The following is a 26977-nucleotide window of genomic DNA, read 5'->3' as shown; positions in this document are numbered from 1 at the left end:
ACCGCCCGATTCCCGCGCCGATCTTCTTGCATCGCTTCGATGGTGAAGCCGCGCAGGAGATGCTTTACTTAAAGGGCGCGCTCCACTCGTGCAACGAATTGGGCGCCATCGGAGACCATCGTGTCAGCGTTGCTTTCATCAGCTCGTCAGCGCTTCTTCCGCAGGACATCTGCGCTGCGCTGCGTTTGCGCGGCGACGATATGCGTGCTTTCGCTGTCGGCCTGTGTCGATGTCAGCATGCCCGACTACAAGCGTCCGGACACGCCCGCCAAAGCCTCGTGGTCGGATCAGAAAGGCGCGCCCGTATCGGCCGCCGCGACGATCGAACCGGACTGGTGGAAAGGCTTCCACGATCCCTATCTCGACACGCTGATCGCGAAAGCGATTGCCGGCAACTTCGATATCAAGGTACTGGCCGCGCGTATCGACGTGGCCGGCACGCAGATCGGCGAAGCCAAAGCGGGCGCCTTGCCGACCATGGATCTCGGCTTCGGCGCCGATTTCGAAAAGACCACGCACCAGACCTTCTCCAAGCAGTACAACCTCGCGACGCAGGTGAACTGGGACATTGATATCTGGGGCAAAGTCGAAAAGGGCGTGCAGGCGCAAAAGGCCGAATTCCATGCCAGCGAGGCGGACTGGCGCGCCGGCTATCTGGAACTGGTGTCGAACGTGGCCAGCACGTACTTCCAGATTCTGCAATTCGACGACCAGATCGAGCAGCAACAGAAAACGCTCGAAACAAACCGGCAGATTCTCGCGATTTACGACGGCCAGCGCCGCAACGGCCTCATACCGCAAACCCACGTGTTGCGCCAGCAAGCGGAGATCAACCGCCTGACCAATCAGCTGCTCGACCTGCGCCGTTCACGCGCGCTGGCCAATAACGCGCTTTGCACGCTGATCGGCGTGCCGGCGGGCGAGTTCCGGATGCCCAAGGGGCATTTGCAGCAGCGCGTGCAATTGCCGCCCGTGCCGGACGGCTTGCCCGCCCAACTGCTGGCGCGCCGTCCCGACGTGGTGGCCGCCGAGTTCAGAGTGCTGGAAGCGTACGACCTCGTCGGACAGGCCAAGCTCGCGCAGCTGCCGACCATCAGCCTGACCGGACACGCCGGCACCGCGAGCTTTGCGCTGACCGATCTGCTGAAATCGTTCACGTACGGCTTCATGCCCAGCATCAACATTCCGCTGCTCGATCCCGGCGTGCGGGCGCATGTGAAAGTCACACAAGCGCAATCGACGGTGGCCGAACAGCAGTATCGCGCGGCGGTGATGACCGCGTTCGAGGAAGTGGAAAACTCGCTCGTCAATGTGAATTCGCACAAGGAACAGCGGGTGGAGTTGCAGCAGGAGGTGTCGCGGCTGCAAATCGTCGCGGACCAGATCCAGTCGCAATTGCGCCTCGGCGTGGTGTCGCAACTGGAGGTTTTCGAAACCGAACGGACCTTGCTGGAGGCGCAGCAGGAATTGCTCGCCAACCATCAACAGATTCTGTCCGACACGGTGCTGCTTTATAAAGCGCTGGGCGGCGGCTGGCCGAGCGTCGACGTGCAGGCTGAAGTAAAGGAACACTGAGCTAATCCGCAATGTGGCGCGCAGCGTGGGTATTTCGGCTGTATCTGACGCACTCGTTGCCTTCATAATTCGACGATCGGAAAATTGACACTCGCCATGTGTGACTTACAATCTTTAAGGGGCCGGTTTTTGCACGGCTCACTCGAACAATATCTTTCCGCCGTAGTCCTTCGTCCCGTTTCCGTTGCGCTCTCGCCGCAACGGGTAAACGCTTAGTGATCCAGATAAAATGGCCGCCGGCGAAGCTCCGATTGCTGAGATGCGCGCGACAGAAGACGCCGCGTTCGACGTGGTGTTGTCGCCGGCTGCGTCCGCGCAACGTCCCGCGCTCGACGCGATCCGGATCGTCGACAACCTGTTTGCAATCGGGCGCAGCGAGGCACCTTTTACCGACTATCCCGCCGAGCGGATTGCGCGCCTGTCGCGCCGTCATGCGCGGGTTTTCACGGAACACGGCGCGGTCTACGTCGCCGACCTCGGCAGCAAGAACGGCACGACGGTCAACGGCGTGGCGGTGCGGCAAACACCGGCCCGCGTGCGCGCCGGCGACGAACTGTGCTTCGGCGGCGAGCTCTGCTACCGGGTGAGCATCGAGCCGCGCGCGCGTATCGTGGCGGCCGCGAGTTCGCCCACCGCACCGGGATTGCTGCTCGTGCCGCAGCGCGACGATCTCGGCCTGCAACCCATCGAGGTGCAGGCATTTCCGTTTCTGGTCAGCAAAGCGGACGAAGTCTTCTCGCGCTACAAGGACCGCTATCCGCATCAGGTCAATTACATCTCGCGCCGTCACGCGCATATCTTTCTGAAGGGTGGCGAGCTCTATGTCGAAGATCTCGGCAGCACCAACGGCACATTCGTCGGCGGAAAGCGGCTGGACGAGTCCGCGCTGCCACTTGTAGAGGGCGACCTCGTTGCATTTGGCGGAGACCACTTCGTCTACAGGGTGACGCTGCAGAAACCCCCTGAAGTCGAGCCCACCGTGACACAACTATTCCTCAATCCGGCCGCCGACGAAGCAGCCGATCCCGACAAGACCACCTTCGTCGGCGCCGCGCATTCATTCCTCGATATCTTTTGCGTCGACCCCGGCCTCCAACGCGAAGACGAAGTCAACGAGGCGGCACAGGCCGCGTCCGCGCATGCGAAGCGCGACGCGCCGACCGGCACGGCAAGAGGGGCGACTGGCACGAACGGAACCAACGGTGCGAATGGCGCTGCCAGCACGGCCGCCGCGAAGGGCCGGCCGCGCCGTTGGCGCTTGCTCGCGGGCGAACTCGGCAAGGCGTTTGCAATCGACGATCGCGCGAGCGTGCGGCGCATGGCGACATGGGGCGGCGTGGGCGTCGTGGTGATAGTGGCGATTGCGTCGGCGCTTTACATGCGCGGTTCGTCGGAGCGCGAGTTGAAGAACCTGCTGGCGAACGGCGATTACACGAGCGCGGTCACCGCGGCATCGGGCTATCTGGCGAACCATCCCACGGACACCAAAGTCAGCGCGCTAGCGAGCGAAGCGTTGTTGAAGGCGAAGCTCCCCAGCTGGCTGAACGCGTTACAAAAGGCTCAGTTCGATCAAGCCGACGCGTTGCTCAAGGAGATGCGCTCGCTGAGCGCGAACAATGCGGACGCCGCGTCGCTGATCGGCGAGTTGCAATGGGTGGGCGATCTGGAGCGTTTCGTCGCGGCGCGCGGCGGCATGGACGCGCCGATTCGCATGTACGTGGACGAGGGCACGATCGACAACCTGCTGCAACGCTGGGAAGACGACGCGAAGAGCCATCAGCGCGCGCTCGACCGCATCGCTTCCTACGTGCCCGTGTTCGCCGATCCCTATGCGCAGGCGCTGAGCCATCTGCGTAAACTCGAAAGCGATGATTCGGTGTACCTCGCCGCCATCGACCGTCTGAATGGGACGATCCGCACCGAACTGGCGCGCGACAAACCCGACGCGCTGCCTCCCGTGCTCGACGATTATGCACAGCGCTATCCGCGTCTCGCCGGCATTGATCGGGTGCGTCAGGATTTGCGCCAATACACGGATTTGTTGAACGCCGCGTTGAGCCGGCAACTGGTGCCGTTGCTCGCCATGTTGAAATCGGCGCGCTTCAGCACGCCGCCTTTTCAGGCTCAATTTCAGCAGCTGGCGGCCAGCCGTTTGCCTTCGTCAGACGTGATTGCGCGCCATGACGCGGTGACAGCGGCATGGCGGCGTGGCGACGCGCAACAGGCGCTGGCCGGTTTGCAGGCCATGCCCGCAGGGCCCTGGTCCGACGTGCTCGCGGCGGAACTGGCGCACAAGAAGGCACTGCTCGATCAGTACGCGCAATTGCAGAAGACGCACGGCGACAAGGATTACGACCAGCGCCTTCTGTCGTTCTACGCGAGCCTCGACCCGGCAACGGACGTGTGGTTCCTGCAGTCGATCCAGAAAGACGTCGCCGCCTTGCACGACAAAGCGCTGGCGCGTGCGCAAGACTTGATGTTGCGTGCCCAGAGTTTGTGGAAACAGTATCGCGCGGGTGGCTCGATCGGCGGTACGCAGCGTCTCGAAGCCGGTATTTCGCCGGGATTTCGCAGCGAGGCGCGTCTGCTTTCCGATGCGCAAACATCGGCGCAACAGGGCATGCGCATCTACACGCAACTGAAGGCCGATCATCCCGCCGACTTCGACCGGCTGCTTGCGGATATCGAGGCCGAAACCAATTTGCAGCGCCGCTCGCTGACGGAGTTGCGCATGGTGCTGGATCCGGGACTTCTGAAAGCGAAGCTGGCATTAATCGGGGGCGAGCAGAGTGAAACGCGACAATCACCCTAGGCCGTTGTCGGAGGCGCTGGAGGATCACAGCGTCGAGGGCATCGCGATTCTGATGGCGGAGCCAGTGCGTCTCGCGCGCGCGCTGATCTGGGCGATGGTCGCGCTGGTCGTGGTCGGGCTGTTGTGGTCGTTCGTGGGACGTGCGGACGTGATCGTCAGCGCGCAAGGCACTTTGTCGCCGGAATCGGAGGTGCGCCGGATCTATGCGCCGATCGACGGCGAACTCGCCGATCTGTATATCGCCGAGGGGCAACCGGTGTCGAAAGGCGACGTGCTCGCGCGCCTGAATGCGCGCGGCGCGATCGAGGCCGCCAGCAACGCATTGCAAGCCCAACTCAAACTGGAAGACGCCGAGCGCGACTGGAAGCAATTCCCCGAGAAGAAGGCGCTGTTGGAGCGCAAAGCCGCCGCGCTCAAGACGCAGATGGAAGTGGAAGCGCGCCAGCACGAAAATCGCGTCTCCGAAGGCACGACCAAACTCGCGGAAGGGCAGAAGGCCGAACTCGACGAAGCACGCAGCATCCTCGACAATGCCCGGCGCACGCGTGAAGCGGCGCGTCAGGAACTGGACCGCTACTCGCGTCTCTTCGCGCAGCCGGGCGGCGGCGGCATTGCCGAATTGCAGGTGGAGCAGAAGCGCACTGCGGCGATGGAAGCGGATAACGCGTACCGTGTCGCGCAATCGAAGCTCGCAGAGCTGGATTTCCGCTTGAGCCACGAATATACGCAGGCAAATGCGCAACTGGAAACCAGCGGCCAGCAGACCACCGACCTGCAGCTTCAATACGATTCGGCGGTGCGCGACATTACCGACGCGGAAGACAAGTTGCGCCTGCAACTGCAAAGTGCGCGGCTGGTGTCCGAAGCGGCCGCGCGGATTCGCTTCGAGAACATCGACAAAGACAATTTCCTGCTGATTCTCGCGCCGGTCTCGGGCGTCATCACCGACGTGACGTCGACGCAGCGCGGCGACAAGATTCAGGCGAACGCGCCGCTCGGCGGTATTGCGCCCAAAGACGCACGGCCTGTGCTGAAGATCGAAATCGCCGAACACGATCGCGCGTTTCTGCATGAGGGCCTGCCCGTCAAGCTCAAATTCAACGCCTTTCCGTATCAACGCTATGGGCTGATCAGCGGCACGCTGGCCTATATTTCGCCGGCCACCAAGCCGTCGGCGACGGACAAGCAGCCGGTGTACGAAGGCCGCGTCACGCTCGACAAAAATTACTACCAGATTGCCGACACGCGCTATCCGTTGCGTTACGGCATGACGGCAAGCGCTGAGATCGTGGTGCGCGAGCGGCGCCTGATCGATCTGGGTCTCGATCCGTTCAGGCAGGTTGCGGGATGACCGCGCGGATCACACGTCAATTAAAGGAGCGGAAGAAATGACCGCGATAGTGCGAATCGATGACGAAGTCGTGGACGTGGCCGAATTTATTCGTCTTCTGAAACTGACCGGCCAGTTCGAGAGCCTGATCGAGCAGATCGTGCGCGACAAGCTCACGGTTCACGCGGCGAAGAAGCAAGGCATGACTGTCACCGCCGATGAAATCCAGCAACGCGCCGATCAGTTCCGCCGCGTGCGCGGCCTGCATCGCGCGACGGATATGAATCAGTACCTCGACGCCCTCAATGTCAGCCTCGACGAATTCGAGGCCTTCATTACCGACGGCCTGTATCAGGAAAAGATGCTCGACGAGATCGGCAACGAGGCCGCGATCAAGGATTACTTCGCGCTGAATTCGCCGAAGTTCGATGCAATCGAAGTGAGCCACATCGTGCTCGACAGCGAGGGCAAGGCGAAGGAAATGATTTCGTACCTGCACGACGATCCCGACAGTTTCGCCGACATGGCGCGCGAGCATTCGATCGCGGATACGCGCGAAGCGGGCGGCGTAATCGGCAAGGTGCTGCGCGGCTCGTTGAAGCCGGAAATCGAAGCGAAGATTTTCAACGCGGCGGTGGGCGATCTGCTTGGTCCGTTTCCGTCGGCGGATCGCTCGTGCTTCGAGATTTTCGCCGTGACGGCCAAATATCCGGCGACCCTCGACGCTGACGTGGCCTCCGAAGTCCGGCGGCTGCTGCGCGAGGGCTGGCTGATCGCACGCGCTCAGGAGCACGTGATCGAAGCGCGCTAGCCCGATCGGGGCTAGCACGCCGTATTGAAACAACGCAACGACACGCCGATTCGAGGTCCGCAAGCACATGGATGCACCCCAGACCGCGCCTTCCGCAGCCGAGTTTCTCACCTCGGTGGAAATTCTCTCGCCGTTTTCGCGCGATGAGATCGAGCGTCTTGCCGAATATGCGCAAGCGCGCTTCTATTCGTTCGGCGAAACGGTTTGTTCCGCGGGCGAGACGGCTGACGGGCTGTACGTGATTCGCTCGGGTTCCGTGCGGATCTTCACGGAAGAGCACGGCAAGGAAACCAGCATGGGGGTGCGCAAGTCGGGCGAGATCTTCGCCGATATTGCGATGTTGCGTACCTATGTCCACGAAGCGTCAGTGCGGGCATCGGCGAAAACCGAATTGCTGTTCATTCCGCGTGCCGCGATCGAACCGGTCATGGCCGGCAATCAGGCTGCGTTGGCTTTCGTTGCCAGCTACGTGGCGATCAATTCGGCAGGCGGTTTCGTCGCGCAGTTATTCGATCTGCGGGGCAAGCTGAACAAGGCGGAACTCGAAGAGTATGTGCGCAGCGTCGGCGTGAAACGGGTGGCTGCGGGCAAGGAAATCCTCAAGCAGGACGGACGCGAGGACCGGCGCCTGTACGTGGTGCGCCAAGGCACAGTGCGTATCGTGCGGCACGAGGAGGGGCACGACTACACGCTCGCCACGCTCGGAGAAGGCGAAATATTCGGCGAAAAAGCTTGCTTGATGCGCCAGGAGCAGATGGCGTCGGTGGTCGCGACGACCGATACGCGGCTGCTGGTCATTCCGGAGCGCACGGTCCATTTCATTCTCGAACGCAATCCGAAGCTGCGCGAAGTGCTCGACGAGCGGATTCGCTACGGCGACCGCGAATTGCAGCGGCAAAAGCGGGTCGAACAGCGGCGCAAGCTGCCGCTGATGCTCGATTTGCAGAGCAAGCCCGAGTTCGGCGAGAAAGTCATCAAACGCTTCGCGCTGGTCGAACAGGCCGAAGAAATGGATTGCGGTGCAGCGTGCCTCGCGATGGTATGCCGCCACTACAGCATTCCGATGACGCTCGGCAAATTGCGCGAATTGGCCAACGTTACGACCCAGGGTGCGACGCTCGACAGTCTCGCCCGCGCGGGTGAATCGCTCGGCTTCACGGCGCGCGGCGTGCAATGTACGTTCGATTCGTTGCGCGGTTTCGATCTGCCATTCATCGTGCACTGGGAGGGCTATCACTACGTCGTGGTGTACGGGCTCTCCAAGGATTACGTGTGGGTGGCGGACCCCGCGGTCGGCTTCAAAAAAATGACCGTGGAGGATTTCGAACGCGGCTGGAGCGGCACCTGTTTGCTGTTTACAGGTGGACCGCATCTGCTGCAAATGTCCGCCGCGCGTTCGCCGTGGATACGCTTTGTCGGCTACCTCAAACCGTACAAGAAGATTCTCGGCCACCTGTTTCTAGCCACTTTCGTGATTCAGGTATTGGGCGTGATTCCCCCGCTGATTATCCAGAACATTCTGGACGGCGTGATCGTGCATCAGAATGTCAGCCTGCTGCATCTGCTGATTGGCGGCTTGATCATCGCCAATGTCTTTTCGCAATTGATGTCGTCGATTCGCGCGTACCTCGCGAATTTCATGGTGCGCAACATGGACTTCGCGATGATGTCGCAGTTCTTCAAGCACACCATGTCGCTGCCGTTTTCGTTTTTCGCCAAGCGCAAGACCGGCGACATTTTCGCGCGCTTCCAGGAGAACCAGACGATCCGCGCGTTCCTCACCGAATCCACCGTCACCACGGCGCTGAATCTGCTGATGGTGTTCATCTACTTCACGATCATGTTCGTCTACAACGTGAAGATGACGCTGGTGCTGATCGCGTTCGTCATTCCGATCATGGCGCTGACCGCGATCGCCACGCCGAAGATCAAAGGCTATGCGCGGGAAGTGTTCACCGCGTCGACTGAATCGAAGTCATTTCTGATGGAAGCGCTCGCCGGTGTGGAGACCATCAAGGGCATGGGTATCGAACGGCCGGTGCGTCTGCGTTGGGAGAAGAAGTACGCGAAGGCGCTCGAAGTGCAATATCGCGCGCACGCGTTCAACATTCTCGTAGGACTCGGCAGTCAGTTGCTGAACTCCGCGACGACGATTGCGATTCTCTGGGTCGGTGCGAATCTCGTGCTCGCGCGTGAAATGACGATTGGTCAGTTGATCGCGTTCAATGCGTTCATGGGTAGCGTACTGGGGCCGCTCATGGGCCTGGTCGGCTTGTGGAGCATGTTGAACGACGCGGGTGTGGCGATGGAGCGCCTCGGCGATGTGCTCGATATCGAGCCCGAGCAGAAGCCGCAGGATTTGCCTTCACGTGTGATGCTGCCCGAACTGCAAGGCGAAATCAGCCTCAGCGGCGTCTATTTCCGTTACGGCGAAAACGACTCGGCGTACGTGCTCGAAAACATCAGCTTCGATATCAAACCCGGCGAACTGGTGGCGATTGTCGGGCGCAGCGGGTCGGGCAAGACGACGCTCGCCAAATTGCTGGTCGGCTTCTACGCGCCGACCGAAGGCAAGATGACGATCGACGGCTACGATCTCGGCGTGGTCGACAAAGCCTATTACCGTGCGCAGATCGGCTATGTGATGCAAAGCAATTTGCTGTTCTCCGGCACGATCTCGGAGAACATCGCGAGCGGCGACGACGCGCCCGACCGGCGCCGCATCGAGGAAGTCGCGAAGATGGCCGACGCGCATGGATTCATCAGCAAGATGCCGCTAGGGTATGAGCAGATTGTGGGCGAACGCGGAATTGGGTTGTCCGGCGGGCAGATCCAAAGGCTGTGCATTGCACGGGCGCTGTATCACGACCCGCGTCTGCTCGTATTCGACGAAGCGACCTCGGCACTGGACTCGCAATCGGAGAGCAACATCCTCGGCAATATGCACGACATTCTGAAGGGCCGCACGGCGGTGATCATCGCGCACCGGCTCAGCACGATCATGCGTGCGGACAAGATTCTCGTGCTGTACGAAGGGGCGATTGTCGAACAGGGCCGTCACGATGAACTGATCCAGCGCGGCGGCATGTATTACCAGCTGGTCCAGAAACAGTTGAGTGCGTGATGATGAAGATACTCGACCAGGTTGAAGAGGCCAGCCCCGCGATTTCGTACGCGGGGCTGATCGAGCGGATCGAGATTTTGCGCTCGACATTGCGCTGGTCGTCGCGGCTGGAGCGCGCGGACATCGACAAGCTGCTCCGGCAAGCCACCTCGTTGCGCGACGAGGTGATGCAGCTCTCGCACAAGGAGCGCTTCGTGCAAGCGGCGGTGGCCGCGGAGCCGCAGGAGCGCGGCGATCTATCGCGTGGCGCGCGCCGCAAAGCGTTGCTCGAACGCAGTTTCATTTTCGAAGGGACGTTCGGCGACAATCCACGCCTGCTCGAATCGCTCGAAATCGCCGAGAAAGCGGCGCCGACCGATTTACCCGTGTTGATCGACGGCGAAAGTGGCACGGGCAAGGAGTTGATGGCGAAGGTGATTCACGCCAACGGCTCGCGTTCCGACAAACCCTTCATTTCAGTGAACTGCGGCGCGATTCCCGACAATCTGCTGGAGTCGGAATTGTTCGGGCATCGCAAGGGGGCGTTCACGGGCGCTTCGAACGATCGCAAGGGGAAATTCGAAAGCGCGCATACAGGTACCATCTTTCTCGACGAAATCGGCGAGTTGCCGCTCGCCGGCCAGGTGAAGCTGCTGCGCGTGCTGGAAGCGCATGAGATCCAACGCGTCGGATCCGATGAAACGATTGCGGTGGATACGCGCATCGTCGCGGCGACCAATCGCAATCTGCGGCAGCTCAGCGAAGAGGGCAAGTTCCGCGAGGATCTGTTCTACCGGCTCAGCGTGATTCATGTGACGTTGCCGCCGCTGCGGGAGCGTCGCGATGAAATTCCCCTGCTGATCGCGTGGTTCGGCGATGAAGCCGCCGGCACCTTAAAGCGCAGGCCCGTGCGAATGACGCCGCGTCTGCGGGACTTTCTGCTGAACTATGCGTATCCGGGCAATATCCGCGAGTTGCGCAACGTGATGTATCGGGTGTCGTGTCTGGCCGGCGATATGGCCGATGTCGATCATTTGCCGGTGGACATGCGGCCGGCGGCGCCCGGCTCGGCGATGGCGTCCAGCGCTGCGACCGCGACGGGGCAGGAGCCGATCAGCGTGGCGAACCTGATGTCGCTGAGCGACGCAAAGCGTGCCGCCAGCGACGACGCCGAAAAAGCCTTTCTCGAGCGCGGCCTTCGAGAAGTGAGCGGCACGGTCGCGGAACTCGCGCGTCGTATCGACATGAACCGCTCGCATCTGCAGATGCTTCTGAAGAAACACGGCCTGCATTCGAAGGATTTCCGCAACCGCAATCAGCCGGCCGGGAACAAGAACGGCGCTGAAGGCCACGACGATGAAGACAACGAGACCTGAGACCGCGGCGTCACGCCAATAGCTTCATGGCGCCGGGTTAAGCAGAGTTTTGTCTGACGCATTAGGGTCTTCGGCGCGCACGACCACGGCGGTGATGTTGTCGCGGCCGCCGCGCGCGAGCGCCAGGTCGACGAGTTCTTCAGACGCGTTCGCGCCGGCCGTTTTGCTCAGCACAGCGAGCATGTCTTCTTCGCCGACTTCGTTGCTCAGGCCGTCGCTGCAGAGAAGGAAGACGTCGCCGTCCGCGACCTCGATGGCATCGTCGTCGAGTTCGAGCACGTCGGTGGCGCCAACGGCGCGCGTGATCATATGCTGCGCCGGATGATGGCGCGCCTCTTCTTCGGTGAGGACGCCGAGCGACTTGAGCGCTTCCACCTGACTGTGATCGCGCGTGAGTTGCCGCAGGCTGCCTTCACGCAGCAGGTACAGGCGGCTGTCGCCAGCCCAGATGTAGCCGCAGAAACGATCGCAGGCGAGCAGCACGACAACCGTACTGCCGATACGCTGCACCTGACGGCGCGCGGCTTCTTCCCGCAGTTGACGATTGGCGGTTTGCAGGCGCGCGCGCGCGTCGGCGACGAAGGACTTCATGCTGACCGGTGACGCGAGCCGGCCAAGCGCATCGATCACCAGACGGCTCGCCAGATCGCCGACCGCGTGTCCACCCATGCCGTCGGCGACGGCCCAGCGTCCGAGTGCGGACTGGTCGAGGCAGGCATCTTCGTTGATCTCGCGGACGCGCCCAGCGTCGGAACGCGCGGACGACGTCCAGCGAAATTGGCTCGCACAGGTCACAACGCTTACACCGTATCGTTTCTGCTGCGTGCGTCGGGAGAGACACTGATGTTCGAGTTCGCGCCGGTGTTGCGTACGTCGACCGACTGGAACGTGTTGATCATCTGGTTAGCATAGAAGTTGTTGGTCACATCGTACAGGTTCACGACGGGTCCAAAGCTCGGCGTATCGCGTACATAAGGCTGAATCCAGCCGTACACCCACGGGGCGCCGCCGCCGCCGCGGATCGCCGCCATCGCTTTACGGTCTAGCGCGAGGTTCAGCGAGAGGTCGCTTACTGTAATAGAAGCCATGTCGTTTCTCCGGTTGGCCGCGTGTGTAACGCGCGCGGTGACGCGCGGTTAAGAAGTATCTGGCCGTTATAGTGCAAGTGCCATGCCAATTCGTGAGTGATTCAGGCGGTTTGTCGTAACGCCTTGATTGCCGGGCGATTCCGCGAGCTTGCGTATAGAGCGCTTCGGCGCGCATCAATTCATCGGTCGGCTGGCAGCCAACATGCCCGCACTCGAAACGGTGCGCGACCCAACACATTCCTCGTGCTCGCCGCGCCGTTTCAATCGGCGCACATCCCCTTCCACCGCAGCGGCAAAAGAGCGCCGCTCGCCAACACTTCGGCCAAATTTCTGTCGGCCCGCAACGTACACTCGTCGCATCCGGAACGTCTCGTTTTCCCGCGAAGCCCTTTAAATAAAGGCTTTCGCGCACATGGCCCGAATGATGCAAAAGATCTCGCAACAGTGTTGGAAATCGAAGCGAGGCCAGCCATGAACACGAACCAAACCGGCAGCGAAAACAGCGAAGACCGCTGCGACGCCGCGTCCACCATCGACCTGCCGATCGGCGCGCATCTCGTCACGCAACGCCCCGGTTACGAACACCACGGCATTTATGTGGGCAATGGCCGCGTGGTTCATTACTCAGGCTTTGCGAGTTCAGCGCATCGCGGCCCGGTTGAGGAAGTGGAACTGGAACGCTTCGCCGCCGGCCATCCGCTGACGATCCGTTCAACCCCGTCCGCCCGCTACGTCGGCGACGAAGCCGTGCGCCGCGCACGCTCCCGCCTCGGCGAAAACCATTATCGCCTGCTGACCAACAACTGCGAGCACTTCTGCGCATGGTGCCTGCTCGGCGAAAGCCGTAGCGAACAAGTGCATTGCTGCCTGCGCCATCCGCGCACCGGCATGCATGCGCTGGTGTGCCTCGTGAAGGCTTTTGTGGAAAGCACCGCGAAGGGCGCTCACGGTTCCGCGCAAATGGCCTGAACCGGCGACACCGAATTTCAGTGACTCATTTTAGTGACTCAATCATTCAAGGATTCAAGGAGAACATCATGGCCGCCGCAGAAAAGTCCTTGCATTGGGCCGTAGACAAATGGCTCGCCCCGACCCCGTCGATGCCCGCACGTGTCGTGCAGTTCTGCCACCGTGCGTCGCAACATCAGCGCTATGTGTGCGTGGAAGCCTTGCGGCCGAGCGGTCTGCTGTCGATCTTCTTCTTCCGTCATGACGACGGCTCGTGGAATGTGTTTCCGCCGCAAGCGGAGCGGCCCGCAATGAATGGCCATCGCCGCGCTTTGCTAGCTGCCTAGTTCCGCGCCTGCGCGGACGCTTCCTTGATGATCCACTGATTGAACAGCAGCATCGCCGGCGTCATGGGTTTGCCCTTCAACCATGTCAGCCAATAACTGCCGGCGTGAACCTCCACTTCGAACGGGCGCACCAGCCGGCCCGTGTTGATCTCGTGATCGAACATCAGCGCGGGCGCGAGCGCGATACCCGCGCCCTGCATCGCCGCTTCCACCATCAGCCGTGACGAATCGAACACCGGCCCGCGAATTGGCCGTGGCGGAATGCCGGCGACGGTGAACCAGCTCATCCAGTCGTCGGCGCGATAGGAGCGCAGCAAGGTCTCGTCGGCGAGATCCTCCGGCTCCGACAGGCGCGCCGCGATTTCCGGCGTGCATAGCAGCGCGAGCGGCGCGTCGAGCAGGCGGGTCGCGAGCGAACCGGGCCATGTGCCGTCGCCGAAACGGATCGCGAAGTCGAGACCTTCGGTGGCGAGATCGACCAGGTTGTTGTTCGTCAGCAGCCGCAGTTCGACGAACGGATGCGCGTCGCGAAACGATTTGAGGCGAGGCATCAGCCAGCCCACCGCGAAGGTGCCCACCACGCCGACCGTCAGCACCTCGTGAAAGTGGCCGCCTTCGAATTGCTTGAGCACGGCTTCGATGCGATCGAATGCGTCGGTCAGCACCGGACGCAACGCGAGGCCCTCGTCGGTCATGGCGAGGCCGCGCGGCAGACGCTTGAAGAGCGCGGTGCCCAGCCGCTCCTCCAAGGTCCTGACCTGCTGGCTGACGGCGGCCTGGGTGACGTTCAATTCGAGCGCCGCGCGCGTGAAGCTCAGGTGTCGGGCGGACGATTCGAAGGCGCGCAGCGCGTTTAACGGAAGGTACGGTCTCATGGCGAAGGCATAAGATTTTCTTGTGAGTTGGCTAACTTATCATCGTTTGTCAGCAGCCGGCGGAAAACCGATAGTTGCGGCTTCACACAAAGGAGCGGCGATGATCACAAGACGGAAGTTCGCGGGCGCGATGCTGGGCGTTTCGATAGCTGGGGTTGCGGTTGGCAGTGCCGGCGCGTTCGGCAACGCATCTGGCAAGGCGGTGAAAACGGGCACGGCGGCGCAAGGGCGCGAGCTGGCCAAGGCGGATGCGATCCGTAGACGGCTCGCTGAAATCGAAGCGGCGAGCGGCGGGCGGCTGGGTGTGTCGATCGTCGATACGATGTCTGGCTTGCACGCCGGCTTGCGGACCGACGAGCGCTTTCCGATGTGCAGCACCTTCAAGGTACTGGCGGCGGGCGCCGTACTGGCGCGCACGGATCGCGGCGAGGAAGACTTGCAGCGGCGCGTGGTGTTCTCACAACGCGACGTGGTGTCGAACTCGCCGGCTACGAGCAAGCACACAAGCGAACTCACCGGTAACGCGGGCATGAGCATCGCCGAGCTATGCAAGGCGGCGATCACGCTCAGCGACAACACAGCGGCGAATCTGTTGCTGGCGACCTTCGGCGGGCCGGCTGGGTTGACCGCCTTCGCCCGCGGCCTCGGTGACGGCATCACGCGTCTGGACCGTAACGAGCCGACACTGAACGAGGCCATTCCCGGCGATCCGCGCGACACCACCACGCCCAACGCCATGCTCGGCAACCTGCGCGAGCTGTTGCTCGGCGAGCGTTTGTGCTCGTCGTCGCGAGCCCAACTGCTGGCCTGGCTCGCGGCCAACGAGACCGGCGGCGCACGGATTCGCGCGAAGCTGCCGATGGAGTGGGGCGTAGGCGACAAGACCGGAACGGGCGATCACGGCACCGCCAACGACGTGGCGATTCTGTGGCCGCCCGGACGCGGTCCGGTGCTGGTAACCGTGTACCTGACCGAAACGGATGGCGACGCGGCACGCAGCAACGCGGCGATCGCGAACGTGGGCGCGCTGGTGGTGGCATCTATCTGATCTCGGCGCGGACAGGAGCACACGCGACGCGATAAGGATGTGATGGCCGATAAATCCGGCGGTCATCGCCGCCGATGCGCCGATCGAAGTATGCGACACTAGGGCCACACCGAAAGGAGGCAACTGCGAATCGGCCTCGATGGATGCGGTGAGAAGTTGACTGTCCATGGAAATGCTCGACACCTTCTGCCGACGTTCGTCCAGGTAAGCCGTCGGCTTGTTCAACCACGCATCGTTGTCCTTGATTCGGAGTCCCCTATGTCTGTCTATGTCCTGGCATTGCTGATCGGCGTCGTGGCCGGTCTTCGCGCGATGACCGCGCCCGCCGCGGTCAGTTGGGCGGCGCATCTGGGCTGGTTGCCGCTGCAAGACACCCCGTTGGCATTTCTCGGCTTCACCGCCACGCCGTATATCTTCACGGTGCTGGCCATCGTCGAACTGATCACCGATCAACTGCCGAAAACCCCCAGCCGTACCGTGCCGATGCAATTCGGCGCGCGTCTCGTGCTCGGCGGATTGAGCGGTGCGGCGATCGGTGCGGCGCATGGCGGAGTAGGGAACGGGTTGATCGCGGGATTGATCGGCGTTGTGATCGGCACCGTGGGCGGCGCGAGGGTCCGCGGCGCGATGGCGCGTGCGTTTGGACGGGACCAGCCGGCGGCGTTGATCGAAGATGCGGTGGCGATCGTCGGCGCGGCGTTGATCGTGATGGCGTTGCGTTGATGCGCTTCAGCGAGACGGGGGCGCCTCGCTGAAGCGGTTTGGGCAGTCTAGCTGGCCCGTGCGATACGTGAATCGGTGGATGTCCGCGGTGCGGGCAGGGCACCGATAGCCGCGGTGGCGGGGATCAGCTTGCCGCGCACCAGCAAGCCCAACGTCTTCACCGCCAGAATCGCGATGATCACATTCGCCGCGATGAACAGAACCGGCGCGGCCCATTCAACCGGACCCGTCGCGCCTCGTTCGACCATCCGAAGCGCCATCGTCGGCAGGGCGGCGACGCCGAAGCTGAAGGCCCAATAAGCCGGCACGAAAGCCTGTTGGCGAATCCACGGCAGCAAACGCAGGAGCAGCAGAGCCTGGTACAAGCCATAACCGAGCAGCACGAGGGCGAGCAGGTCAGGCGCGCCGCTGCTCAGGCTCAGATAGGTCACGCCACCCACCACCGGCGGCGCAAGCTGGATGCCGAGCACCGGGCGCAATGCGTCGGGCAGCGGTTCATGCACGGCGGCGCGGTGCAGGATCAGCGATTCGATCGCGAGCCACGACAGCAAACCCGCGCCGAAAAACAGCGCGCCCAACTGATGGAAACCGAAGGCGGCCGAAGCCGTGCCGGCTACGAAGCTCGGCGCCACGGTCGGCAGATAAATGGCGGGCGTCACCAGTTCAGGCTTGCGGCCGCCCTGCCAGAGCCGTCCATGCAAATACATGCCGAGCGCCAGTTGCGCGAGCACGGCCACGCCGAACAACGAAAGCGCCAACGTATGAGCGTACGGTTGCAGAAGCTGCGCGGCCAGCAGGCTGGAGACGGGGCCGAGCGCCGCAAACGACGATTGCACCGGATGCTGCATTTCCGCGCGCGCTTCGGCGGCATGCGTCAGCCATTTTTGCCCGTATGCCACCAGAATCAATAGCCACACGACGAGCGCGGCCACTGTCATCAAGTCGCCCACGGCGGCGGGCAGGTGCCAGAGCCTGATTGCCACGCGCCACAGATTGGCGAACGCCAGTGCGCCCACCGCGATCCCGAAGAAGGCAACTGGAATCGTCCCACGCTTGCTGTTCATCACCGATCCTCCGAAAGTTGCGTCGCGCTCCGCTGTTCCGGCTTCGCGCGATCGATGACGTACTGTAAAAGCCGGCGGCCAAACGCTGAATGCTGGGCGCGCTCAACAAATCGCGCGATCGTCTCAAGATGCGACGTGCCGTATTCGGTGGGCGTTTGCGCCGTGGTTTGCGCTCATGCTCCGGACTCCGCGCGGAATCGGCGCCGAAGCGCCCGTGGCGGGTATGACAGCCCGGCGTCATGGCGTAAAATTTCCGCTTCCCTATGAAGTCATGCCACCCATGCCAACGCCTGCGGACAAATCGAACACGAAGGAAAGCGAGGGTGTTGCCGTCATCGATCGTGCTTGCGCCATCCTGTTCGCCTTCCGGCCGGACGATGACGCGCTCACGCTCGCCGAACTGGCGGCGCGCACGGGGCTTTACAAGAGCACGTTGTTGCGGCTCGCGGGCTCGCTGATCCAGCATCGCTTGCTGCTGCGTCTCGACGACGGCCGCTATCAGCTCGGTTCCGCCACTTTCATGCTGGGCGCCCTGTATCAGCGCAGCCTGAACCTCGGCGATATTCTGGTGCCGCTCATGCGCGAACTCGCCGAAATCAGCGGCGAAAGCGTGTCGTTCTATGTGCGCGACGAAGCGGTGCGGGTGTGTTTGCATCGCGTGGATTCGAAGCACGCGGTGCGCTTTCACGTGCGTGAAGGGGACGTGCTGCCGCTGGAAAGCGGCTCGGGCGGCCACGCATTGCTCGCCTTCGACGGCATGCCGGGCGCACCGTACGAGAAGATTCGCGAGGACTTCTACTGTGTGTCGATCGGCGAACGCGACCGGGAGACGGCGGGTATTTCCATGCCGGTATTCGGCGTGCGGCAGAGCCTGCGTGGCGTGGTGACGCTGGCCGGTCCGAGCTCGCGTATCGATCACGCGTTTCTCGAACGCAATCTCGGCGCACTGTTCGATTGCGCCGCGCGCGCCACCGACGCCTTGGGCGGCGATTCGCGTGCCATGCGCAACGCGCAGCGGCGCGCGGCCGAAGTTCAGGACAAGTAGTTCAGGACAAATGGATCAAGGCAAATGCCGCTCGGGCTTGCCGGTGTACGTGTAGGCCATCTGGCGCGGCATCGGACCTTTGTTGCGCTCTTTGCGTCCGCGCTGTTCCCATGCATGCGACAGAATGCCGACCGCGCGTGACAGGCAGAACACACCACGCGCCAACTCGGGCGCAAAGCCGAGTTCGGCGTAGATCACCGCGGTGGCGCCGTCGATATTCATCGGCACGGGCTTGCTTTTGCGGTTCATGAGCAGCGCTTCAATGCCGCGTGCGATCGCCGCATAGCGTCCGCTGATACGCTCCGCGCGGACATTCTCGTCCACTAGTGCGAGAAGCCGCGGCGCACGCGGATCGACCGGATGAAAACGATGCCCGAAGCCCGGCAGATATTTGCCGTGCGCCGCGATGAAGGCATCCACACCTTGTTCGACGGCGTTTTCCAACGTGGCGCCGGCTTGCATGCGCGCATCGATCGAGTCGTACAGTTCGACCGCCTGCTGACCGGCGCCGCCATGCACGTCGTCGAGCGCGTTGATCGCCGAGGCCATCGCGCCGTTCAGCGGCAAGCCGCAACTGGTCGCAATCCGTGAGATCGCAATCGATGGCGCATGCGGGCCATGATCCACCGACGACACCAGCGCCGCTTCGAACAAGCGCGCCTGCGCGGCGTCGGGCAGTTCGCCGCGCAGCATCAGCCAGATCATCTGCGGAAAGCTGATGTTGCCGATCAGCTCCTGAATCGGGAACCCGCGGACATTGATCGAGCCCGGATGAATGTCGATGATCGACGTGCTCCAATAATCGGCAGCAAGCTTCGCTGCGTCGAATGCTTGCGTCATGTTCAGATCACTCCTTCGGCGCGTAGTTGGTCGATGTGTGCGTCGTCGTAACCGAGCGCGGCGAGTTGTTCATGCGTGTGAGCCGAGAGAACCGGCGCGGGCGTGCTCGGCGCGGTGTCCGCGTCGTGCAGACGAAAACCCGCGCGGGTCACGCGCTGGCGGTCCGTGTTGGCGTCGGCGGCAAACTCGCGGATGAAGCCGCGCGACTCCAGATGCGGATGCGCGAGAATCTCCGGCACCGACATCACGCGGCCGGCCGGCACGCCGGCTTCGAAGAAACGCGCTTCCCAGTTCGCGGCGCTATCGTGCGCGAGTGCCGCTTCGATCTCCGCTTTCAATGCCGCGCGATTCAGCTTGCGGGCGTTGCGCTCGGAAAAACGCGGATCGTCGAGCAGATCGGCGCGGCCGATTAACTGACACAAGCTCGCGAACTGTTTGTTTTCGTTCGCGGCGATATTGAGCGGGCCGTCGCCGGTTTTGAAAGTGCCCGACGGCGCGGCGGTGAAGTTCTCGTTGCCCATTGGCGTCGGCGTGACGCCGGCGTTCAGGAAATTCGAGACGACCCAGCCCATGGTTGCGAGCGTGGCTTCGAGCATCGACACGTCGAGCATGCGGCCGTGTCCCGTGGCGCGCGCGTCGAGCAACGCGGCGCAAATGCCGAACGCCGCGGTGAGACCGCCCACTGTGTCCGACACCGGATAGCCGACGCGCAACGGTGCGCTGTCGGCATCGCCGGTCACGCTCATCACGCCGGAGATGCCCTGAATGATCTGGTCGTAAGCAGGGCGCTTTGAAAACTCGCCGTCCATGCCGAAGCCGGAGATCGCGCAATACACGAGCTTCGGATTGACCTCGCTCAGCGCCTCGAAATCAAGGCCGAGACGCGTCATCACGCCGGGCCGGAAATTTTCGACCAGCACGTCCGCGGTTTCGACGAGCTCGCGCAAAATCGCCTTGCCGCGCGGGTCTTTCAGATTGAGCGTAAGCGACTGCTTGCCCGCGTTCACAGCGACGAACGAGGCGCCCATGTTGCGCGCCGACGCATCCTTGTCGGCGCCGAGGCGCCGCGCCAGATCGCCGCCTTCCGGGTGTTCGACCTTGATCACTTCAGCGCCGAGCAACGCGAGTTGATACGCGCAAAACGGCCCGGCCAATACATTCGATAAGTCCAGTACGCGGACTCCAGCCAACGGCAGCGTCATCTTTAAAGCCTCTTGTTCAAAATACGATGCGACGCAGTTCAATGCGAAATTTCGTCGAGATTGCGATGGTTGGTCCGCGGTCCGAAGATGCCGATCGCGCCCATCACCATCACCATCGACGCGCTGATCAGCGCGAACACACCGCTTACACCGAAGTGACGCAGCGCGAACGCGATCATGAAGCCGGAGAACATGGCCGACAGACGCGACATCGAGTAGACGAAGCCGACGGCGCGCGCCCGCAAACGCGTCGGGAAGAGTTCGGTCTGATACGCGTGATAGCCGACCGAGAGCAGCGTGCCGCTCAGTGTGATCAGCACGCCGAGCGTCATCAGCATGGCGGGCGAGGTTTGCGTCGCGAACAGGCTGCCGAACACGGCAATACCGAGCGCCGACAGCACGATCAACGTCTTCCGTTCGATGCGATCCGCGATCGCCATGCCGATCAGCGGCCCGAACGGATTCGAAACCGCAATCACGAACGAGTACAGCAGACTGTGCGTGATCGTTACGCCTTTGGAGACGAGCAGCGTCGGCACCCACGAGGCGAAGCCGTAGAAACCGATCGCCTGGAACAGATTGAAGACGAGCATGGTGATCGCGCGTTTGCGATACGGCGGCTGCCAGATTTCGCGGAAGGCGGCCTTGGTGGTCGCCGGTTCGACAGTCGGCACGGCGGGCGGCAGAGGTTTGCCGTATTGCGCGGCGACTTTCGCTTCCAGCGCCTGCAGCACCTGCTCGGCTTCGGCGACGCGGCCTTGCTGCGCGAGCCAGCGCGGGCTTTCCGGCACGCGTCGGCGAATTGCCCACACCACCACCGCGCCCAACGCGCCGATGATCACGACCCAGCGCCAGCCGTCGTGTCCGAACGGCGTGAGCGGCACCAGCCACCACGCGAGAAACGCGACCGACGGCACCGCGGTGTACTGCACCAGATGAACGAACGCAAAGGCACGGCCACGCAAATGTTTTGGCACGAGTTCGCTGACGTACGTATCGATCGTCACCAGCTCGACCCCCACGCCGATGCCGGCAATCAGGCGCCACAGATTGATGGCGGGCGCCGTGCTTTGCAGCGCCATGATCAGCGTCGCGGCGGAGTACCACAGCAGCGAAATAGTGAACACCGTCTTGCGGCCGTAGCGGTCGGCCATGCCCGCCAGAAAGAACGTGCCGATGAAAAGCCCGGCAAACGACGCCGCCACGAACGCGCCGAGTCCGGACACGCCGAAGAACGACGCGGTCGTTGTCGAGTAGACACCGCTTTTGACGAGGCCGGGGCCGACGTACGCGGTGAAAAACAGATCGTAGAACTCGAACCAGCCGCCGATGGACAGCAGGAAAACCAGCATCCACACGGCACGCGTCGCGGGCAGGCGGTCGATGCGCGCGTTGACGCCGGGCGTGAGCTCCGGCGCGCCGGCGCTTGAATGGGGCGACGCGCCGGACGTGTCGATCGGCAGGCTTGCCATGAAATCCTCCTTCGGGTGTCTTTTGTCAGCGTCGTTCTGTTGGAAAGAACGATGTTCTGTTTAATGAGTGTGCCGAGAGTAGTCCGTGCGGCCGACGGCAGGAATCCGGGTTTTTACCTGGAGAGGGGGGAAAGTCGCTTGCGGACGGGCGTTCGCGCAGCAAGCGCGCCCGCCCGTCCGCCGCGTGGGCGGTCCGCTGTTTTATGCGGCCATGCGTTGAAGCATGGCCAGCAGCGTGTCGAACGAAAGCGGCTTGCGCGCGTATTCGATGACGGGATTCGGTTGCACGGGGATATCCGCGGCCGCGCTGCACAGAATGATCGGAATGGCACGCAGATCAGGATCGGCGTTCAACGCCGCGCACAGTTGCAGCCCTGACATGACCGGCATCATGCAGTCCGACACGATGATGTCGGGCCGGGTCTTGCGTATCTGCTCGAGCGCGGCGGCCCCGTTCGACGCCGTCAGCACGGTGTAGCCGTGCCGCTCCAGCAACAGCCGCCAGACTGTCAGGATGTCGAACTCGTCGTCCACGACCAGAATGGTTTTCATGGGCGGCTAGGTATTTCGTCGCGGCGGCAGCGTGGCCGACAGGCCGGCCGCCGAATACAGGCTGGCGGGGCTCCCCGAGTTTTCGATCGCGTCGAGACCCTGAGACGAAATCACAAGCTCGCGCAACGAAGTGTCGTGGGCGCTTTCACGCTGCTTGACCACGGAAATCATGCGCCGCAGACCCGTTTCCGTTTCGGCGTAACGCAGCAGCACGAGGTTCTCGGTCAGGGCCGAAACCCGCACGCTCCTCGCGTGGCCGGGGTCGGCGTAAAGCGGCAACTCTTCTGTAAGGAGTGTGGTGACGCAGGCCTCGCGAAGCTGATGCAGCAGCGCATTCAGGAACAGGCCAAAGCGCTCGGTGCGCAACGCGGAATCGCGGAAACCTTCCACCCCGTCGATGACGATGCGCGACGCGCCGATCTTCTTGACCGTGGCGAGCGCGGTGGCCGCGAGTTCGTCGACGGCCAGTTCGATGGCCGGTTGCCACTGGATCACGAGCCGGCCGTCCTCGTACGCGTCCGTCAGTCCGATCGACACGGCCTCCGCTTTGCCGATCAGCCGCTGCGGCCCTTCGTAGAAGCCAAGGTACACGCAGCGTTCGCCGCGCGCGACGCCGGCCGCGAGAAATTGCAGACAGAGCAACGTCTTGCCGACGCCCGACGGCCCGATCAGCGTGGTCGTGGAGCCTTGCGCAAAGCCGCCGCCGAGCAGGCCGTCGAGATGCGGAAGGCCGAAGCCGAGACGCGCTTTCAGATCGACCGGACCGGGCGGCAGAGCAGATTGCGCTTCCAGGCGCGGGAACATCAGGAGCCCGCTTTCGGCAATGCGGAAGAAATGCTTGCCCATCAGATGATTGCGCGCGCGCATCTTGTGGACTTCGATTTCGCGCGCGCGGCGCATGCCGTCGTTGAATCGGTTCAGCTCGATCAGGCCATCGACCAGCGTATGTTCCGGATGCGGTTCGTTGCCGGAGAGCGGGGCAAGCAGCAAGGTCGTGCAATCCATCGCTGCGACCAGCGCATTCAACTCATGGATGAACTTGGACAGCGACAGCTCGGTCTCGCTGAATTCACGCGCGCTACGAAAGCCGTCGATGATCATCAGGCTCGGGCGGTAATCGTAAATGCTCGAGGCAATCAGCTTGAGGAAGCCGTCGAGACCGTCCTGCATCAGTTCGTGATAGCCGGACACGAACAGCATCTGCTGGGCGACCGCTTTCTCGTCGAAAAAGCTCAGGCCCTTGAGATGACCCAACAGCTTGTCGTGCGATTCGGCGATCAAGGTCATGTACAGCACCTTCTCGCCCTGGCTTACACGATGAAAACCAATCTGGCTCGACAGAATCGTCTTGCCGGCGCCGGCCATGCCTTCCAGCAGGTACACGCCGCCGCGGACCAGACCTCCGCCCAGGATCTCGTCGAGACCGGGGACGCCCGTTTCCACGTTGGATCGGGAAGATGTCTGAGATTCGTGGTTAGTCATTGTCGAAGTGTCATTTCAAAGTGCGGAGAAGCGACGGCTCGTAAGGAATCGTCTATTGCTCAACTCCTCTAATTAGCAAGCCGCGTTCCCGCTCCGGGGCGGCAATGCTGCGCGTCGGCATGAGATGCAGGGGATTCTACCTGGCGGCGACGCGCTTGGCGAACGGCACGCAGGCGTGCGGTTCGCGGTCGTACGAGGCAGTGGAGTGGCGCGTTGTCGACCGCCGGAGTGGCGGCGAACTTTTCAACGCGATGTAAGTAGAGGGAGATTCAGACTACGCCTCGCGCATGCAATTCGTGCAAAGGTGCACCGCGTGCGCGAGGCGCTTACAGCGAGGCGGGCCGATAACCCGCTTTCGATTCAACTACAAACGAAACTACTCACGGCGTTGACGTCGCCGCCCTGATAGCGCGCCACTTTCGGATACGCGCAAAGTGGCCGCGTGCGTCCCGCGCCCCAACCGGCAGGCACGTCCGTGTTCGGCACGACATTGCTCGCGTCGCGCGCGGTGGCGACCACGCTGTCCGGCGCTTTGCCCTGTTCGACCCACGCGACGAGCGGCGTGAGCATGTCGAACTGGTCGGTGCTCGGTCCACCGCTGCAGTGGTTCATGCCGGCAATCGTGTAAAGACGCGCGAAGTTCGACGCGTCGCCGCCGTTCGCCGTCGTGAGCCGCTGATACCAGTCGGTCGTGTCGTTCGATGAAAACACCGGGTCGCTCGTGCCGTGATAAACCATCAGCTTCGCTCCGCGCTGCTTCAATGCGCTCAGGTTGGTTTCGTCGGGCGGCGTCATGAAGGACCACGCCGACTCGCTATACGCGCCGCTGGTGGCGAAGATCTTCGGCGCGTCGGTGTCCATGCTGAAGTTCAGCGCGTACGCCGACAACCGGCTCAACACGGAAGCGCTTTGCGGTGGCGTGGTGAACGTGAAGGCGGCTGCGGCCGGATCGAGTGTGATCGAGTTGGCCTGCTTCCATGCCGACCAGCCCGGGCCGAGTCCGGCGTCGTATGGGAAGCTCGCATACAGGGCTGTGCCTGCGCTGTTGCGCGCGCCGGAGAACACATTGCCGATGGCGTCCTTTTGCGCGCCCGTCAAACACGTGCCGTCGCGCACGTTGTTCGTGCAGGTCGGGACATCGGTAGCAAGGTTGAAGTTTGCCTGGCATGCCTTGATATCCTGAATGAGGCCGTCGCTGGCGCCGTCGAGCGCGTCGCACTTGGCCAGTATTTTCGACGCCACCATTTGACGTTCTGCCGCGGTAAAGCCGGTTGTGATATCGGGCAGGCCGTTCGACTTTGTCGCGCTCGCCACTTTCGCGAGTTGCTGCGCGCTCCACATTTCGCCGACGGCCGCCTTCGGCAGATGAAAGCCCGGATCGCCCGCAATGATGCCGTCATATTCCGCCGACGAGCGTGCCGCCGCGACCATTGCATGACGTCCACCGTTGGAGCAGCCGTCGAAGTAGCTGCGGTCCGGTGCCTTGCCGTAAGCGAGCTTGATGACCTGCTTGGCCATCGGCGTGAGCGTGGCGACCGCGTTGTAGCCGTAGTCGATGCGCGCTTGCGGGTCGAGACCGAACAGCGGATTTTGCGCCGAGCTGTGCCCCGCATCCGAGCTGATGACCGCGAAGCCCATGTTGAGCGCGTCGCTCGTGGGACCGCCGCCGCCGATCTCGCCGGTAGCCGTGACCACGTTGCCGTCGAGGCCACCGTTGGCCTGATAGAAGAAACGCCCGTTCCATGCGATCGGCAGGCGCATTTCGAAGCCGATCGCATAGGTCTTGCCGTCGACACTGCTGACGCGCTGATTCATGCTGCCTTGAATCAGACAGTGTTCGGCGATCGGTTTGCCCGCTACTTTCAGCGTGCCTGCCGCGACGTCCGTCACCGTGGTGAAGACCGTATTGGCGAATGTGAGCTTCGCGGCGAGCGCCGCGCAATTGCCGGCGAGCGTGCCCGGCGTGGCGGCGCTCAGTTGCGGCAACGCGGCGATGGTGGCGCTGGTGCCCGCGCTGCTGCCGAGATCGTTGCCGCCGCACGCGGCTAGTGTGAGCGCCGCAGCCGCTGCGAGCGCGATAGAGGTGCACTTCATGCTGTGTCTCCTAGAACGAATGACGAACGCCGACCATCACGCCGGTCTGGCCGGTGCCTGCCGCGGGCGTCGTGCCGCCGCCGCCGGCGCTGACCGAGTAGCGCGCCTTCGCGCTGTTGCCGAGGTACGAACCTTGGGCGTAGACAGCGGTGCGCTTCGAAAGCAGATAGGTGGTGCGCAGCGTGCCCATCGTGGCGCGGGTGTCGTGCTCGCTATTGGTGATGTGATAGATCTCGCCGTCGACGATGAAGGCAGGCGTCACGTAGTACGACGCGGCGACGAAGAACAGATTCGAGCGCACGCTCGCAATCGTGTCCGCCGCCGGCTCGACGCGGCGGTTGAGCCATCCCACGCCGAGTTTGGCCTTGCCGAGATTCGCGTAGGCGCTCACATGCGCGCGAATGTCCTTGTCGCCGGCGCTGGTGAGCGGAGTCGGCGCGATGCCGTCGAAGAAGTTCGCCGCCGCGGTGCTGCCGCCACGCTGCTCTTCATACGACGCAGCGACGCCGAAGAGCGGCGCGTCGTACTTCAGCATGACTGACCATTCGCGGCATTGGGTTGCCTGTCCGGCGACCGAACCGGTGCACGTGCCCTGGCCCGGCGAGTTGCCGGTGCCGGCGGAATCGCGGCCGAACGAGTAATTCGCGCCGAGCGTCACGCCCGCATAACTGCCGAGGTAGACCACCGAGTTGTCGGCGCGGGCGTTGGGCACATAGGCGTCGAGCGAGCCCAGACCATAGATGTCCGGGCCGATCAGGTCCGCGCCCATCAGCGCGAGGTACGTCATCGTGTACTGGCGGCCGAACGAGACCGTGCCGTACGGGCTCTTGATGCCGACGAATGCCTGACGGCCGAACAGCCGCCCGCCCTGGCCGAGGTCACCGGCTCGCACATTGAAGCCGCTTTCCAGCGTGAAGACCGCGCTATAGCCGCCACCCAGGTCTTCATTGCCGCGCAGCCCCCAGCGCGAAGGCAGTTCGCCCGTGACCGACGGCATGCGGAACACGCTCTTGCCCGCGGCGTTCGCGTGCGAAACGTATTCGATGCCGGTATCGACAATGCCGTAGAGCGTCACGCTCGATTGGGCCGCTGCGGCGCCGCTGAGGGTGCACAGTGCGCCGCAGAGTAAAAGACGTGCGGATGCTTGCATGAAGGGTGTCTCCGAACCGTTGAATGAATGTGTGTGTTGT

Annotated in this window: 22 protein-coding genes; 11 read left to right on the top strand and 11 right to left on the bottom strand. The window is 62.8% G+C overall.

Annotated features, from left to right (window positions below; translation table 11 throughout):
* The first annotated feature begins 120 nt into the window (after positions 1 to 120).
* The 6 genes from B0G74_RS29555 to B0G74_RS29530 all read left to right on the top strand — a co-directional run bounded on the left by B0G74_RS29555 (position 121) and on the right by B0G74_RS29530 (position 11007).
* Complete coding sequence (locus tag B0G74_RS29555; protein WP_132378872.1) at positions 121 to 1575, top strand: efflux transporter outer membrane subunit; 1455 nt, start codon at positions 121 to 123, stop codon at positions 1573 to 1575.
* Positions 1576 to 1804: 229 nt separating this feature from the next.
* Positions 1805 to 4387, top strand: coding sequence for an FHA domain-containing protein (locus B0G74_RS29550; RefSeq protein WP_132378870.1), 2583 nt, complete (start codon positions 1805 to 1807; stop codon positions 4385 to 4387).
* A complete protein-coding gene (locus B0G74_RS29545) occupies positions 4365 to 5738 on the top strand; it encodes an HlyD family efflux transporter periplasmic adaptor subunit (protein ID WP_132378868.1) in 1374 nt (457 codons plus the stop codon). The genes B0G74_RS29550 and B0G74_RS29545 overlap by 23 nt, the downstream gene beginning before the upstream one ends.
* Before the next feature lie 37 nt (positions 5739 to 5775).
* Entirely contained in the window at positions 5776 to 6528 is a 753-nt protein-coding gene (locus tag B0G74_RS29540) for a peptidylprolyl isomerase (protein ID WP_132378866.1), read from the top strand.
* 67 nt (positions 6529 to 6595) lie between these two features.
* Positions 6596 to 9652, top strand: coding sequence for a peptidase domain-containing ABC transporter (locus B0G74_RS29535; RefSeq protein WP_132378864.1), 3057 nt, complete (start codon positions 6596 to 6598; stop codon positions 9650 to 9652).
* A complete protein-coding gene (locus B0G74_RS29530) occupies positions 9652 to 11007 on the top strand; it encodes a sigma 54-interacting transcriptional regulator (protein ID WP_132378862.1) in 1356 nt (451 codons plus the stop codon). Before B0G74_RS29535 ends, B0G74_RS29530 begins: the two co-directional genes overlap by 1 nt.
* A gap of 24 nt (positions 11008 to 11031) precedes the next feature.
* On the opposite strand, the gene B0G74_RS29525 is transcribed toward B0G74_RS29530, so the two are convergent.
* Both B0G74_RS29525 and B0G74_RS29520 read right to left on the bottom strand, forming a co-directional pair.
* Positions 11032 to 11802 carry a protein phosphatase 2C domain-containing protein gene (locus tag B0G74_RS29525; protein WP_132378860.1) on the bottom strand — a complete coding sequence of 257 codons (771 nt, stop codon included), beginning with the start codon at positions 11800 to 11802 and terminating at the stop codon, positions 11032 to 11034.
* A gap of 5 nt (positions 11803 to 11807) precedes the next feature.
* Positions 11808 to 12095 (bottom strand): hypothetical protein, encoded by a 288-nt coding sequence (locus B0G74_RS29520; protein ID WP_132378858.1) that lies wholly within the window; start codon positions 12093 to 12095, stop codon positions 11808 to 11810.
* 471 nt (positions 12096 to 12566) lie between these two features.
* Between B0G74_RS29520 and B0G74_RS29515 the strand changes: the two genes are divergently transcribed.
* Together B0G74_RS29515 and B0G74_RS29510 are read left to right on the top strand one after the other, a co-directional pair.
* A complete protein-coding gene (locus B0G74_RS29515) occupies positions 12567 to 13064 on the top strand; it encodes a lecithin retinol acyltransferase family protein (protein WP_132379488.1) in 498 nt (165 codons plus the stop codon).
* A gap of 68 nt (positions 13065 to 13132) precedes the next feature.
* Positions 13133 to 13390: a hypothetical protein gene (locus B0G74_RS29510; protein ID WP_132378856.1), complete on the top strand. Its 258-nt coding sequence runs from the start codon at positions 13133 to 13135 to the stop codon at positions 13388 to 13390.
* Here the strand turns inward: B0G74_RS29510 and B0G74_RS29505 are convergent.
* Positions 13387 to 14265: a LysR family transcriptional regulator gene (locus B0G74_RS29505; protein WP_132378854.1), complete on the bottom strand. Its 879-nt coding sequence runs from the start codon at positions 14263 to 14265 to the stop codon at positions 13387 to 13389. The genes B0G74_RS29510 and B0G74_RS29505 overlap by 4 nt on opposite strands.
* A gap of 100 nt (positions 14266 to 14365) precedes the next feature.
* Between B0G74_RS29505 and bla the strand changes: the two genes are divergently transcribed.
* Both bla and B0G74_RS29495 read left to right on the top strand, forming a co-directional pair.
* Positions 14366 to 15313 carry a class A beta-lactamase gene (gene bla / locus B0G74_RS29500; RefSeq protein ID WP_132378852.1) on the top strand — a complete coding sequence of 316 codons (948 nt, stop codon included), beginning with the start codon at positions 14366 to 14368 and terminating at the stop codon, positions 15311 to 15313.
* Positions 15314 to 15571: 258 nt separating this feature from the next.
* The gene (locus B0G74_RS29495; protein ID WP_132378850.1) at positions 15572 to 16036 is read left to right on the top strand and encodes a DUF4126 domain-containing protein; all 465 of its coding nucleotides are present in this window, start codon (positions 15572 to 15574) and stop codon (positions 16034 to 16036) included.
* Positions 16037 to 16083: 47 nt separating this feature from the next.
* Here B0G74_RS29495 and tehA read toward each other — a convergent pair whose 3' ends face one another.
* Positions 16084 to 17100, bottom strand: a complete 1017-nt coding sequence (tehA, locus tag B0G74_RS29490; protein WP_132378847.1) for a dicarboxylate transporter/tellurite-resistance protein TehA — start codon at positions 17098 to 17100, stop codon at positions 16084 to 16086.
* Between the two features lie 280 nt (positions 17101 to 17380).
* Between tehA and B0G74_RS29485 the strand changes: the two genes are divergently transcribed.
* Entirely contained in the window at positions 17381 to 18145 is a 765-nt protein-coding gene (locus B0G74_RS29485; RefSeq protein ID WP_132378845.1) for an IclR family transcriptional regulator, read from the top strand.
* Positions 18146 to 18160: 15 nt separating this feature from the next.
* On the opposite strand, the gene B0G74_RS29480 is transcribed toward B0G74_RS29485, so the two are convergent.
* The 7 genes from B0G74_RS29480 to B0G74_RS29450 all read right to left on the bottom strand — a co-directional run bounded on the left by B0G74_RS29480 (position 18161) and on the right by B0G74_RS29450 (position 26937).
* Entirely contained in the window at positions 18161 to 18985 is an 825-nt protein-coding gene (locus tag B0G74_RS29480; RefSeq protein ID WP_132378843.1) for a citryl-CoA lyase, read from the bottom strand.
* 2 nt (positions 18986 to 18987) lie between these two features.
* Positions 18988 to 20187 (bottom strand): CoA transferase, encoded by a 1200-nt coding sequence (locus tag B0G74_RS29475; protein ID WP_132378841.1) that lies wholly within the window; start codon positions 20185 to 20187, stop codon positions 18988 to 18990.
* Positions 20188 to 20225: 38 nt separating this feature from the next.
* The gene (locus B0G74_RS29470; RefSeq protein WP_132378839.1) at positions 20226 to 21659 is read right to left on the bottom strand and encodes an MFS transporter; all 1434 of its coding nucleotides are present in this window, start codon (positions 21657 to 21659) and stop codon (positions 20226 to 20228) included.
* A gap of 201 nt (positions 21660 to 21860) precedes the next feature.
* The gene (locus B0G74_RS29465) at positions 21861 to 22211 is read right to left on the bottom strand and encodes a response regulator (protein ID WP_132378837.1); all 351 of its coding nucleotides are present in this window, start codon (positions 22209 to 22211) and stop codon (positions 21861 to 21863) included.
* A gap of 6 nt (positions 22212 to 22217) precedes the next feature.
* Complete coding sequence (locus B0G74_RS29460; protein ID WP_132378835.1) at positions 22218 to 23693, bottom strand: ATPase domain-containing protein; 1476 nt, start codon at positions 23691 to 23693, stop codon at positions 22218 to 22220.
* A 360-nt stretch (positions 23694 to 24053) separates the two neighbouring features.
* Positions 24054 to 25787, bottom strand: a complete 1734-nt coding sequence (locus B0G74_RS29455) for a tannase/feruloyl esterase family alpha/beta hydrolase (protein ID WP_132378833.1) — start codon at positions 25785 to 25787, stop codon at positions 24054 to 24056.
* Between the two features lie 10 nt (positions 25788 to 25797).
* Entirely contained in the window at positions 25798 to 26937 is a 1140-nt protein-coding gene (locus B0G74_RS29450) for a porin (protein WP_132378831.1), read from the bottom strand.
* Positions 26938 to 26977: the final 40 nt, after the last annotated feature.

Source organism: Paraburkholderia sp. BL9I2N2 (assembly GCF_004339745.1).
Classification (GTDB): domain Bacteria; phylum Pseudomonadota; class Gammaproteobacteria; order Burkholderiales; family Burkholderiaceae; genus Paraburkholderia.
Note: the sequence above shows the minus strand (reverse complement) of the source record. Positions and strands in the feature narration are given on the sequence as shown.